Genomic DNA, 13,444 nt, shown 5'->3' on the forward strand with positions numbered 1-13,444 from the left:
AGCAAATGGGTGGACTAGTTTTGCCCCATGAAACGCAACGGGTTGTCGACGAAGCGTCGCAAGCCGATTTCGGCCGCGCCCATCAAGGCTGGACGGTCGACGACGTCAGCCACGAGCACGCTCGCTTCGACTTCCGGATATGCCAGCACTTGCGGACGTACCATGCGTTCGATCCTGCGGATCAGTTCAGGTTCGAAACGCGCCCACAGACCACCGAGCATCACCACGTCGACGTCGCAGACATTGATGGTTGATGCGATTACGGAGGATATGGCCTCCAAAGCTTTTTCCACAACGGCCACGGTTTGCACGTCGCGCTGGCGCCAACGGTCGATCAGTTCGTCAATGGCACTGCTGGTCGCGGCGGCATCGCTGCTGGCGATTCCGGCCGCACTCACCATGGAGCGCCTGCCCGCATACACTTCAAGGCAGCCGCGACGGCCGCAACGGCAGATGGGACCACGCATGTCGACGGAAACATGACCCAATTCGCCGCTGAAACCATGATCGCCGCTCACCACACGTCCCTCACGGATCACCGCACCGCCGATGCCCACATCGGTCGACATGTAGATGAACGAATCGGTCGGTTTGATCTGCCCTGAACCTTCACGCCGCGTGGCATAGCCGGGAACCTGCGCCAACGCAGCTGCATTGGCCTCATTGCAGGCAACAGGATCGAGTCGTTTGACCACATTGAACTGTTTGAGATCCAAACGTTCCCAACCGAGATTGCGCGCGCCCAACAATCGCAAATCATCGGTGACGAGACCCGGCAATGCCAAACCGGCGCCGGCAAGCACATAACCTTTCCTCGCAAGAGCATCTTCCTGCTGCAAAGCAAGCTCATCGAGACGGGCGAAAATCTCCCGCTCGTCGGCATTGGACATGTCGGCGTCAACCCACTGCTCCCCCACAACGGAACCGTCGAGATCGAGCACCACCACGCCATAACCGTCTGTGTTGGCCTGCAATCCCATGCCGCACATGCGACCGCTCTTGATTTCAAGCGGAATGCTAGGACGCCCATACAACGTCTGGCCGGAGGGGGAACCCTCCACCAGAATCTCATTGTCGAGCATCAACGACACCAGTACCGACATGGCCGCTTTGGTCAATCCGGTTTTCTTGGCAAGATCGGCGCGACTCATTGGTTCGGTGGCACGCAACAGCGAGTCGAGCACCACGGAAAGATTATGGTTTCGCAAATCGTCTTGATTGATACTCCGCAGTGAAGCCATAGTTCCCTCCTCTTTGACGCGTTTTTGCCGAAAAAGCGCACCGTCTCAATAGTTAAATCACTTTATGATGGTACACTAGACATTATAGTTCATTCATCTAACTAAATGAGGTGGCGAACGGTGCAAATTCCTTGCACTTCGTTGCGCCAGCTCACCGCAAGGAGACACAATGACTCGAACTCTCGTGGCCGGCGTCGACACCTCGACCCAGTCCTGCAAAGTGCGCGTGACCAACGCCGAAACCGGTGAAATGGTACGATTCGGCCAGGCCAAACACCCCAATGGCACGTCTATCGACCCGAAATTCTGGTGGGACGCGTTCCTCGAGGCAGCCCAGCAGGCCGGCGGACTTGACGATGTTGAAGCACTGGCCGTTGGCGGTCAGCAGCACGGCATGGTGATTCTCGACCAGCAAGGCAACGTGATTCGCGACGCCATGCTATGGAACGACGTAAGCTCGGCGCCACAGGCCGCGGCCCTCATCGAAAAGATGGGCGAGGCTCCCGCCGAAGAAGGCGAACCGGAAGATGTGATTGCACGTGGCAAGCAGCGTTGGGTCAAAGCCGTTGGCTCCTCCCCCGTTGCTTCCTTCACGCTGACCAAGGTGGCGTGGGTGGCTGAAAACGAACCGGAAAACGCTAAGAAGATCGCCGCGATCTGCCTGCCGCACGATTGGCTGAGCTGGCGTATCGCCGGCTACGGCCCGGTCGCGGAAGGAGAGGACGCACACTTGGAAGCGCTGTTCACCGACCGTTCCGACGCTTCCGGCACCATCTATTACGATGCCGCTTCCAACGAATACCGCCGCGATCTGATCGCCATGGTGCTTGAGCCAGCGGAAAGTACCGAAGCGGCACGCGAGCACGCCAACGCAATCATGCTGCCGACCGTGCTTGGACCGCACGATGCCGCCGCAGTCAAGGCAAGCCCGGAAATCGCCGGCAAGAACGTTGAGGGTGGTTGCATCATCGCACCGGGCGGCGGCGACAACGCCATGGCGTCCCTCGGACTTGGCATGAGCGTGGGTGACGTTTCCGTTTCATTGGGCACTTCCGGCGTGGCAGCAGCCATTTCCGAAAATCCGACCTACGATCTGACCGGTGCCGTTTCCGGCTTCGCCGACTGCACCGGCCACTACCTGCCACTGGCTTGCACCATCAACGGATCGCGCATTCTTGACGCCGGCCGTGCAGCCCTCGGCGTCGACTACGACGAACTCGCATCCCTGGCATTCGCTTCCGAACCGGGCGCCGGCGGCATTACGCTGGTGCCGTATTTCGACGGCGAACGCACGCCGAACCGCCCGGACGCGACCGCAACCCTTTCCGGCATGACGCTGGCCAACACCACACGCGAGAACATGGCCCGCGCGTTCGTCGAAGGCTTGCTGTGCTCCCAGCGCGACTGTCTAGAGCTTATCCGTTCGCTTGGCGCTGAGATTTCCCGCATTCTGCTTATCGGCGGCGGCGCGAAGTCCAAGGCAATCCGCACGCTCGCGCCGAGCGTGTTCGGCATGGACGTAACCCGCCCGACCACCGACGAGTATGTTGCCATCGGCGCCGCCCGTCAGGCCGCCTGGGTGCTGTCCGGCGAAACGGAACCGCCAGCATGGCCGCTCACCATCGACGGCGTGGAAACCGGCGAGCCGACCGAAGCCGTGTACGAGGCCTACGTAAAAGCACGCGGCTAATCAATCAGCCATCGTGAATCCGGCATGATCCAACACAAAAAATGGGTGCCGTCACAGCCAAACCGTGACGGCACCCATTTGCATTAAAATCACAATCCCCAAAAACACTATTCAGTGCACAAACCAGTACTGGCCCCTATTCACCAATACTCTCGAGTGCATCAGAAACGGACCTCCCCCAATTCATTTCCGAAATCAGGAACGTACCGTCTCCATACATTGCTTCGACAACGGCGACATGACCACATGAGCCATCGGCACCGTCTTGGCCGGGGCGGAAAGAGATCGCCGCTCCGACTTGAGGGTTATGATCGACTCTCAAACCATATGCCGGCGCAGTCAGATACCATTCCCCTCCGTTATGCAAATAAGACGGCGTGCCAATGCCCATTTCCGCACGACGGTTGTACGCATACCATGTGCATTGGCCGGCCGGATACATGTTCCCGTAATCTCCGTTATGCGTGCCCTGACCAGTAGTGGACGGCACACTTGGCTGGGACGGCTGAGACGGCTGAACTGGATTCGAAGGCCGCTGCGGAGTCATATTTCCCGAAGAAGCGGAATTACCCGGTTTTGCAGGCTGCGGAGCGGACTGACCGGGATTGGCACTGCCAGCCGCATCCGCCTGTTGCTGTGCGTACTGTCTGTTGGCATCATCGATTTTTGATTGAAGAAGCACCGTTTGCACGGCCTGTTTCGCCGCATCGGATTGCAGCTGATCCTGCTTGCTTTCCAATTCCGCACGACGATTCTCGCCTTGCACACGCAATGCGTCCAAGGAATCTCTAACATCCTGCGCTTCCGACGCGGCAGACAGCGCAGCTGCAGCTTTAGTATCGGCATCAGACTTGAGTTTGGCGATGCGTTGTTCGATGGCCTTCAGACGCTCGCCACGATTCATGGACACATTCAGATCATCAGCATCCGCAGCGGCGGCATTCGCCTCGGTTCGCGCCAAAGCGTCTCGCGTCTGCATGGCGGACACAAATTCCTTCGTGCTTTTCGCACCCGTAACAACAGCTATCGCGTCCGCGGCATTCGAGCCATGCAACGATTCACGCGCCATTGATGCCACGGCAGCATGTGAATCGTCATAATCCGCGCCAGTTTGAGCTATTTTCTCTTTGAGATCCTGCTCATCCTTACGCGCGGCATCAAGTCTGTCCGCAGCGGCATCGGCTTCGCTTTGAGCCTGAGCCGCAGCATCATTAGCTGCATCAGCTTTCTCTTGAGCTACCGGAATCTGAGTATTCGTCAGTTTGTCGAGCTCGACGACCTGTTCGAGCAGATCGGACTGGACACCTTTCAACTGCTCACGAAGCGCCTGCTCCCGCTGCACACTATTCACATGGGAATTCTGCGCTGCAACCAAATCCGAATAGGTATCCGCGTGAGCCTCGAACGACAACACCGCGCAGACCGCCACCATCCCAACCGACACTGCGCACGATACGTATTTCAATATATTTGAAGCGAAAACTCCCATATGATTCAATACCCCTTCATATTTGTCCTTTGTATCCTATCATGGATAAAAACCAAGAGACTCGGGGGGGTATTCTGCATATGATCATGTGCCACTCATTCAGCAATAATCGCACATTTCTGTTGTGTTAGCCCTACAGCCACGTTACCCAGCCTCACAATTCAGTCATTTTGTCGCACGATCCTCTTTATTTGACCTCACGATTCCTTCTTTCTTATTAATTTACGAACCGCGAGATGAAGATATCGGTTGGAGGGTATCAACAGGCGTGACCCCTATACTCAGTATTGTCTCTTCATGAACGCTCACATCTTGTCCTACGCAAAATCCTCCTTATCCATCCCATATTTTTGAGCATACGAAAGCCACCCGCAGTCAACGGACGGCTCACGCAAGGAATCGGAAGGAAGATAAGGAGGAAAAGAGAGCTGATGAAAGGCGAGCCGGAGCAGAGTGCGCCCCGGCTCGTAATATGACCCGATTTGCAGCTGGGTCAGGCTGTCATCGCGAGATCAGGCCTCGGCCAGAGCTTCGACAATGTAGTTGTTGATCGTGGCCTTGACGGACTCAAGGTGATCGGACTTAGTGGCCTCGATGAGCTTGGACTGCGGGATGTCCAGAGCGTACTCTTCGAGGGAAGCCAGGCTTGCGGTGCCGTTCTCGATGGTTGCGCCGATGCCGGAATCGAAGGAGCTGTAGCGCTCGGCCTGCAGATTCTCGATGACCTTGTCCTCGTGCATCTTGGCAGCGACCAAGAGACCTGCAGCGAATGCATCCATACCTGCGATGTGGGAGCGGAACAGATCCTCGGCGGCGAAGGAGGTGCGGCGCGGCTTGGCATCGAAGTTCAGGCCGCCGTGAGGGCCGATCTGACCCTCGGCGAGGACCTCCCACATGACGGTGGAAGTCTCGTACAGGTCGGTCGGGAACTCATCCATATCCCAGCCGATGAGCTTGTCGCCCTGGTTGGCATCGAGGGAGCCGAGCACACCGGCCTCGCGAGCGGTACGAATCTCGTGCTGGTAGGTGTGGCCTGCCAGATTGGCATGGTTGCCTTCAAGGTTCAGCTTCATGAAGTCGATGTCGTAGGTCTTAAGGAAGGCGATGGCGGTGGATGCATCGAAGTCATACTGGTGCATCGTCGGCTCCTTGGCCTTCGGCTCAATCAGGAACTGAGCGTCCAGGCCGATCTCCTGAGCATACTCGTGGCACATGTGGAAGAACTTGGCCATGTGCGCCTGTTCGCGCTTCATCTGCGTATTCCACAGGTTCTCGTAGCCTTCACGTCCACCCCAGAACACGTAGTTCTCAGCACCCAGGCGCTTGGCGATCTCCAAGGAGTGCTTCAGCTGGCCACCGGCATAAGCGTAGATGTCGGCGAACGGGGAGGTGGAAGCGCCGGAAACGAAGCGTGGGTTGGTGAACAGGGAGGAGGTGTTCCACAGCAGCTTGATACCGGTGGACTTCATGTTCTCTTCGATCTTGTCGACGACCTTGTCCAGGTTCTTGTCGGTCTCGCGCAGGGTATCGCCTTCCGGAGCGATATCGCGATCGTGGAAGCAGAAGTACTCGACACCAAGCTTCTGGAAGAACTCGAAGGCGTAGTCGACCTTGGCCAGGGCCTCATCCTCAGCATTGGAGTACTTGCCGTACCACGGACGCTGGGCGGTGCCGGTGCCGAACGGATCGACCAGCTCCTGATCGAAAGTGTGCCACCAAGCGACGCCGAAACGCAGCCAGTCCTTCATCTTCTTGCCGGCAACAACCTTGTCGGCATCGTAGTAATGGAAAGCCAGACCCTCCTGCGGTCCCTTTTCACGACCGACATACGGAATCTTTTCGATATCCCACAGACCCATGGATTGCTCCTTTGCTATTGGTTTTTACTTTCGTAAGACCTTGTTTTTCCCGTCAAGCGGATTTCCGCCTGTCTTGATGTACATAATAAAATCAATTTCCTAAATTTGTCAATTCAGTGAACTATTCGGCGTTTCTATTGAAGAATAGCCAATTATCAACTCAGTGATAAGGTGAGCATGTTTGTTGCACCGCAGCGCTACGCAATGAAGCGCCCAATCGAAAGAAGAAATCCATGAGCGAAAACGTCGACACCATCTGCGTGCATGGAGGCTACCAACCTGCAAACGGTGAATCCCGCACGCCCCCGATCATTCAGGCGACAACCTTCAAATACAAGTCAAGCGAACAGATGAGCCGACTGTTCGACCTATCCGAATCCGGATACTTCTACACCCGACTGCAGAACCCAACCAACGACGTCATCGTTGATCTCGATCAGGCACTCGCCGCTGTGCAGTGATTCTCACTCAAAATCACATCAGGAAGGCCGTACCCCCCCACTCAGAGGTGCGGTCTTCCTCCTATCCGAGTAGACTCGCACGCCATACTCATCTTGCACGGGCGCACCAATCATCTGAAATCCCTTATATGTGGCAGATTAAGGCATCTTCAAAATCCGATTTGCGCTATATGTGGCAGATTCACACTACATTCGAGGGTATAAATCCATAGAAAAATCCCGTTAAGAAATCTCAGGTCTGCCACATATAGCGATTTTGACTTTTCCAGCACCGTGGAATCTGCCACACATAACGGTTTTCATTCAGCCTGTTGGTACGTCCAGCGACCGGCAAGCATAGTGCCAAGCACATGCTCGGGCATGGCACGCATGGCCTCCGGAGAATCGATTATGCTCGGATCACAGTCCAGAAGTACCAAATCGGCCGCATCTGCGTCCCGCAAAGCCACGCGTCCGACCGCGGTGGACGAAGCGAGCGCCGTTTCAAAATCAAGGCACTGCTCAGGTTGGAAAGGCTCGCGGTCGGAACTTTCCGTACCGAATACCGCCGCGGAGATGGCCAGCCATGGGTCCAGCGGCGCGACCGGCGCATCCGAACCCATGAGCAGTTTGGTCCCCGCCTTATGCAGGCTATTGAATGCGTAAGGGATTCCGGCGGGGGTGCCCCAGAATCGCGCGATGACGTCACGATCGTCCATGGCGTGCTGCGGTTGGATGCTTGCGGCAAGTCCCAGCTGCGCGAGTCGCGGAATGTCGCACTCCTTGAGCATTTGGGCATGCTCAATGGAACCATGCGCATGGGTGCGTTCGACACAATCAAGCACAATGGTGTTCGCTTCATCGCCGATGGCATGACAGGCGATGTCGAAGTCATGTTCGACGGCGAGTCGCATGTACGACTCGATTTGCTCAGGGACATAGCTCAATGTACCGTAGGTTTCCGGTCTGATGCCCGAATATGGCATGGAACAGTAGGCGGAACGGGTGTTGAGCGAGCCATCGGAGATCATCTTCATCGCGCCGACGTGACCCAAACCATGACTTCCGGGCAATTCGTCTCCGGTGTGCCAGCCGTCGTCGATGGCTTGCCGGAGTCTCTCGGGATATATGCCAACCTCGACACGCAGACCATCAAGCCCTTGCGAGAATCGGTTAATCCACGTGTCGATGTTCTCCGCCATCTCATAGTCGCGCACGCCGACCACGCCTTTACTCGCAGCGTCGTGTTCGGCGTTGCGCAACAGATGCATCAGCTCATTGGCCGCACCAGGTCCTTTGTCCAGCTTGCAGTAGGCGTCGAACCACTCAAGCTCGCCGACGAGTCCGGATTCGTCCACATCTACGCCAAGCTTGCGCGCGGCGGCAGAGTTCACCCAACCGCAATGCATATCGGCACTTGACAGCGCCACCGGCTGGTCTCCCGCCACCGCATCGATCGCGGCCAGGGTCGGCTGGGCGTCATCGGACCACAGGGAATGCCGGAAGCGCATGCCGACCACATATTGGTTCGGGTCGAGTGCGCCGCTTTCACGACGCTCCTCCAAGTGCCGACGCAACATGTCGAGCGCTTCGCCGGCACTGCGTGCATCAATCAGATCGAGCCGTCCCAATGTGTACGACCACTGCGTGAAATGTGTGTGGCAGTCCCACAATCCGGGAATCACCCATATCTTCGAAGCAGCATCCGTTGGCCCTTCCGAAGGTCGCACCGAAGCTATTCGCCCGTGACCGACAGCAATGTCGACCGGCTTATCCGAACCTACGAAACACACGTTTTCAATCACACACGGCTCGCCCATACATCCTCATTTCAACGTGATGTTCTACCCGTGCCATGGTATCCCGCAGCAGCGCAGTAACGCACGTTCGTCTCAATCAGGCATGCCGGCGGCCGACTGTTTATCCACATTTTTTGCGCATAACCTCGGTTATCCACTTATCCACTGTTTTTCGAATACGGATGGCAGAGACCGACCAATCCCTTTATTCTTGCTCCATGGACAATGGAGCACAATATTCTGAGAGTCTCGCGCAGCTGCGGGCGCGTACCATCGAACAATGCCTTGCGGCGCAGCAACGAACCGGTAAGCAGCTAGTGTTTACACACAGCACGGCATTATGCCTGCAAAGAACCGAGATGCCAAGATATCCCGATCAGCAAATGCTGTCTTCTCTGCATGCCCTTGCCACAGATAACAACGCACGCACGCATCTTCGAAACGTCCAATTTGAACTGTGGACAGGACCAATCATCGAAACCGCTACGCATTATGGCAAGATTCGCCATACGGATCCAGTAACCACATGGGCAATGCACGCGAATCGGCTTCCCCAAGAAGAACTGATAACGCTTGGCGATTCAATGCTAAGAAGGAACCAACGTTTTTCCCAAGTCTGCATTGACGACTTCCATGAATATCTGGAACGGCTCAAAGATTTCAGCAACTACGCGAATGCGAATAGACAACGTCCCATCCGAGGAATCAGAAAAATGCAACATGCGTTACAGCTCATGCGCGAAGGCACGGATTCCTCGCAGGAAAGCCGTTGCAGGATTGCTCTGATTCGCAATGGGCTACCATGCCCGAAAGTCAACTGGAAGGTTCGACTGAACAATGGGAAAATCGCGCTTTTGGATATGGCCTATCCAGATATAAAAGTGGCCATCGAATACGACGGAAGACATCATGCCGGCCAATGGCTCGCCGACAGCAAGAGACGTGAAGCCTTAGAAGATGACGGTTGGGCATACATTCAAGTGACCGCCGAAAACCTTATGAACGACTTCGAGGAACGGGCACTCGCGCAACGCGTGGCCGACCGGATGAGCCAACGATTAAGCACGCCCATCATGCTCTGTCAAAGAATGCCCTCGGGAAGGATACACATCCGCATAACGTCTCTCGCCAATGGAAGCAGAAAGATTCTCATCTGAAAGCCACTATATGTGGCAGATTTGCCATCCCCGGACAAACCAAAACCGCTATATGTGGCAGACCAGACTGGTTTCAAGCTTCAAAAGACCCCAATCAGTACCCCCTAGACGAGATTTTCCTTGGGAGACTGCCACATATAACGGAAATCATTTTTCTGAAATGCCAAAAACTGCCACATATAGGACATTTCAAACTGAAAACACGGCATAGACATATCACCTTTTTCGTCAGATCGAAGACAGCATTTCGAAAACGTCATCATCATCGACGACGAGGCTATCGATTTTGCGGCGGCCGAGTTCGCGCAGCCATTCGTCGGGTTCCGTATCGGCGAGCGCACGGATGTCGAGATGCAACGGCTTGTGCCTTCCGACCACCACCTCGTTAGCATCTACAGCTTGGACCGGCCCGTCGAAATGGGCAAAGGCACCATCCGAAACATCCAGCCGATCCTTCCGACCCGGAAGGCGTGCGGCACTTCCCACCGATCCTTCCGTACCGTTCGAATTACCCGGAGCACCCGTACGGCCACCAGTCGGACATATGCCCAACACCGCCGCATACGTGTCATATAGCCCGCGTCGACGTACAGCGTATTCGGCATCAGATTCCTCCGCATGTTTTCTGCCGTCCACAATGTACGGCATTCCTGTGGTGATGTAGTGGAAGAAATGGCGATTGATGGCGTCGCATTCCGCCCGCATCACGTCATATACCACTTCCACACCGGTTTCCTCAAGAATGCGAAGTCCTTTGCCGGCCACGATGGGATTCGGATCGATCGAACCGACCACGACGCGCGTTATGCCGTGCGAAAGAATTAGATCGGTGCATGCCGGCTGCGATCCGACATGGCAGCAAGGTTCGAGAGTGTCGATGACCGTGGCTCCATGCATGTCGATACCATGCTTGTCGGCGTAGTCGAAGGCCATGCGTTCCGCATGCGGTCCGCGGTAGCGGTCGTGGTATCCGGCTGCGAGAATCTCGCCGTCGCGAACCACCACCGTGCCGACCAACGGATTCGGATTCACCCAACCGGCTCCCTTATGGGCCAGTTCCAGCGCCTGCGTCATGTATTTCCGATATTGAGGCATGTCATCCATGGTTCCAAGCATATTGCGTCGATTGCAGTTCCACATTTCAAAATCGCCACGAGACATTCCGTAAATGGATAGGCGCGAACCGGTCATCCGTTCCATCGCCGTACGGCGTCGCACAATAACGCCATACAATGTTGGCAGACCAGCAAAGGAACCAGCGAGAGGAAACATCACATGCAGCGTGAAATCATGACGTCTATCCCATTTCTGAGCCAACCGTCCGTCGAGGCCGAAAACACCGAAGCGGATTTAGTCGCGGCACAGGACTTGAAGGACACGCTTGACGCGCATCGCAATGGCTGCGTGGGCATGGCGGCCAATATGATCGGCGTGTCCAAACGCATCATCGCGTTTGTGGACGAGGATTTGGGTGGCCGTATCACCGTCATGTTCAATCCTCACATCACCGCGCAGGACGGCGCCTACGACGCTTCCGAAGGCTGCCTGTCCCTCAATGGCGAGCGTCATACGTTGCGATACCAACGCATTGAGGTGACGTATGCGAATCGCAAGTTCCGCGAGCGCCATGCCACGTTCACTGGTTTCACCGCGCAGATCATCCAGCATGAGATCGATCATTGCGACGGCGTGGTCATCTGAGGCACAACGTGCAGCGCCTCGGCAAGATGCACTGTGGCAAAGATCTTTTCCTGTAACTTAGGCGGTAGCCGAAGTATCGATGCGCGTGAAATACTCAGTGTCCGACTCGTGATCGATACAGGCGCCGAGATGACGCTGCACCGCCAACGAAGCGGGATTGTTCTTATGTACGGAAAGGTACGCCTCCGTGATGCCGAACTCGTCACGCGCCCTGATAAGCAATAGCCTTAATCCCTCGGTGGCATATCCGCGTCCACGCCATTCGGGAGCGATTCCGTATCCGATATGGCCCGCGCCTTCCTTCAACGCATCGTTGAGCTCATGACGCAGGTTGAAGATGCCGACATATTCGCCTTGATCGTTCACAAGGATGTATTTGGTGGCCGGCACCCAACCGGGCTTGAGTCCGATGCCCGCGGACTCGTTTTCAAGATCGCGCACATATTTCCCGAAAGCGGCCTTGTCCATGCCGGACGCAGGATTCTCGAATCCGTTTTCATCCGCGGGGAACTTATCGAACAGCGCATAAGTCCGTTCCGGTTCCCCCGACCACACCTCGATCAAATGCATGGCACAATAATATATCCTCTGACTTTGACGTTCCTTGGTCATGCGGCTCACTTTGCCGTGCTCCACTGCCGCAACGCCCAGTGTCCTCACAGACAGACTTAGTAAAAGACAATTTCGGAAGTTCATGATATTTTACATGAATGACCTTCCAAACTCTCAACGAGTAATCTATTCGCTCCCAGCAAGACGTCAAACACCCTCGTTAATTTGCCATATATCGCGCTTGTATCATAGTTCCTAGGCAAGCGAGGTGATTAACATGGCTACATTGACTTTCGACAACGCGACCTTTGAGCGCGCGGAAGTGGCGGCGGCACGCGAAGGACGCAGCGTCTACGACCTGCTCAACGCGACGCTGGTCGATTATGCCGCCACCGTGCCGCTGTCCAAAGTGGACGACGGAATCAAGGTCGACGCGGACGGCTATCCCGAGTTCAAAGTCAATCGCGACACCGCATGCATCGTGAAGCCCGCCGCATACCGCGGGGACGGAGTCGGACTGTACTCCCACGGCTGGGACGACGACGGCGACATCCCCCTACTTGACTGGAGCTCTGCGGGACTGATCCGCGAGTCCATCGTGCGATGCTCGCAAATTGCCAGAATTCCACGCGCCGGTTTCCTTAAGGACAAGCCATTCGGCATGCTGAGCAGGCGCGACGCGATCAGGGTCACACGTGAACTGACGCGACCGCACCCCGAATTGTTCACCTGATCAAACACACAGCCGGATTTCCGGCTGAAAAGCGCCGCCCACTTGTTCGCCAAACTCGTATGGCGAATTCGAACGCACCTCCCCGAACATAACGAAAAGAAGGACGAATCCCCGCATGGACGAAACGGAACGGCTCATCGAAGACGAACTCTATCGAAGCGCTGCGGAACTTATCAAACAACGCTTTCCCTCCGGATGGGGCGGAGCAGCGGCAATGCGACTGGAATGCAGAGACGATACTCCCGCACAAATCGTAACCAGCGTGGCGATCGAGACGCCAAACGCCTCGGCATCACTGTGCATCGAGACGGGCGCGATGTGCGAAGCGATGAAACGCAATCAACGGATCACCCACACCATCTGCTTGGTGAGAGACAACGAAAATAGCCCGTTCATAGTGCTTTCTCCATGCGGCATCTGTCAAGAGCGACTGAGATATTGGGGAAACGACGTCCGATGCGCCATTACCGATCACACAAACGACGGACGCATCCTGTTCCTTCGGCTGGACGACCTGCAACCACATCACTGGACACAAGCATATCCGACTTCCGAGCTCGAACACTTCGACTACTGACCCACCCAGTTAGCATTGGCCCAGTCTGGCGGACAGACGATGCTAAAACCATGGCTACCATGGCTCATGTTTTATACGCATGCCGTTGAATCAGACCCCACTCCACTGTTGCGGCATGACGATGGGATATGGGATAATCTACAAGGTGCTTTTGCGTGGACAGACACCGGGATGACACGGGAAAACAAACGGCGGATGACACAAAA

The 13,444-nt window shown here is 55.9% G+C and carries 10 protein-coding genes and 2 pseudogenes; 6 read left to right on the forward strand and 6 right to left on the reverse strand.

Going from position 1 to position 13,444, the window contains the following annotated elements; all coding sequences use genetic code 11:
• Positions 1–14: 14 nt before the first annotated feature.
• Positions 15–1,241 (reverse strand): ROK family protein, encoded by a 1,227-nt coding sequence (locus tag CE153_RS00190; RefSeq protein ID WP_099594760.1) that lies wholly within the window; start codon positions 1,239–1,241, stop codon positions 15–17.
• A 169-nt stretch (positions 1,242–1,410) separates the two neighbouring features.
• Here CE153_RS00190 and CE153_RS00195 point away from each other — a divergent pair, with 169 nt between their 5' ends.
• Entirely contained in the window at positions 1,411–2,931 is a 1,521-nt protein-coding gene (locus CE153_RS00195; RefSeq protein WP_099594761.1) for a xylulokinase, read from the forward strand.
• A gap of 111 nt (positions 2,932–3,042) precedes the next feature.
• Here CE153_RS00195 and CE153_RS00200 read toward each other — a convergent pair.
• Positions 3,043–4,429 (reverse strand): annotated as a pseudogene (locus CE153_RS00200) (CHAP domain-containing protein).
• A gap of 503 nt (positions 4,430–4,932) precedes the next feature.
• Positions 4,933–6,279, reverse strand: coding sequence for a xylose isomerase (gene xylA / locus CE153_RS00205; protein WP_099594762.1), 1,347 nt, complete (start codon positions 6,277–6,279; stop codon positions 4,933–4,935).
• A 233-nt stretch (positions 6,280–6,512) separates the two neighbouring features.
• Here xylA and CE153_RS00210 point away from each other — a divergent pair.
• Positions 6,513–6,704: pseudogene (locus tag CE153_RS00210) on the forward strand (PLP-dependent transferase); the annotation flags it as partial.
• A gap of 335 nt (positions 6,705–7,039) precedes the next feature.
• On the opposite strand, the gene CE153_RS00215 reads toward CE153_RS00210, so the two are convergent.
• Positions 7,040–8,539 (reverse strand): amidohydrolase, encoded by a 1,500-nt coding sequence (locus CE153_RS00215; protein ID WP_099594763.1) that lies wholly within the window; start codon positions 8,537–8,539, stop codon positions 7,040–7,042.
• Between the two features lie 197 nt (positions 8,540–8,736).
• Between CE153_RS00215 and CE153_RS00220 the strand changes: the two genes are divergently transcribed.
• Positions 8,737–9,675, forward strand: a complete 939-nt coding sequence (locus CE153_RS00220; RefSeq protein ID WP_099594937.1) for a DUF559 domain-containing protein — start codon at positions 8,737–8,739, stop codon at positions 9,673–9,675.
• A gap of 228 nt (positions 9,676–9,903) precedes the next feature.
• Here CE153_RS00220 and CE153_RS00225 read toward each other — a convergent pair whose 3' ends face one another.
• Complete coding sequence (locus CE153_RS00225) at positions 9,904–10,947, reverse strand: bifunctional diaminohydroxyphosphoribosylaminopyrimidine deaminase/5-amino-6-(5-phosphoribosylamino)uracil reductase RibD (protein WP_236824414.1); 1,044 nt, start codon at positions 10,945–10,947, stop codon at positions 9,904–9,906.
• Between the two features lie 3 nt (positions 10,948–10,950).
• Between CE153_RS00225 and CE153_RS00230 the strand changes: the two genes are divergently transcribed.
• Complete coding sequence (locus tag CE153_RS00230; protein ID WP_099594764.1) at positions 10,951–11,376, forward strand: peptide deformylase; 426 nt, start codon at positions 10,951–10,953, stop codon at positions 11,374–11,376.
• A 57-nt stretch (positions 11,377–11,433) separates the two neighbouring features.
• On the opposite strand, the gene CE153_RS00235 is transcribed toward CE153_RS00230, so the two are convergent.
• Positions 11,434–11,946, reverse strand: coding sequence for a GNAT family N-acetyltransferase (locus CE153_RS00235; protein ID WP_099594765.1), 513 nt, complete (start codon positions 11,944–11,946; stop codon positions 11,434–11,436).
• 259 nt (positions 11,947–12,205) lie between these two features.
• Here CE153_RS00235 and CE153_RS00240 point away from each other — a divergent pair, with 259 nt between their 5' ends.
• On the forward strand, positions 12,206–12,661 hold the full coding sequence (locus CE153_RS00240; protein WP_099594766.1) for a hypothetical protein: 456 nt from the start codon (positions 12,206–12,208) through the stop codon (positions 12,659–12,661).
• Positions 12,662–12,776: 115 nt separating this feature from the next.
• Complete coding sequence (locus CE153_RS00245; protein ID WP_099594767.1) at positions 12,777–13,238, forward strand: cytidine deaminase; 462 nt, start codon at positions 12,777–12,779, stop codon at positions 13,236–13,238.
• The last annotated feature ends 206 nt before the right edge of the window (positions 13,239–13,444 follow it).

It is taken from the genome of Bifidobacterium sp. N4G05 (genome assembly GCF_002742445.1).
Taxonomy (GTDB): domain Bacteria; phylum Actinomycetota; class Actinomycetes; order Actinomycetales; family Bifidobacteriaceae; genus Bifidobacterium; species Bifidobacterium hominis.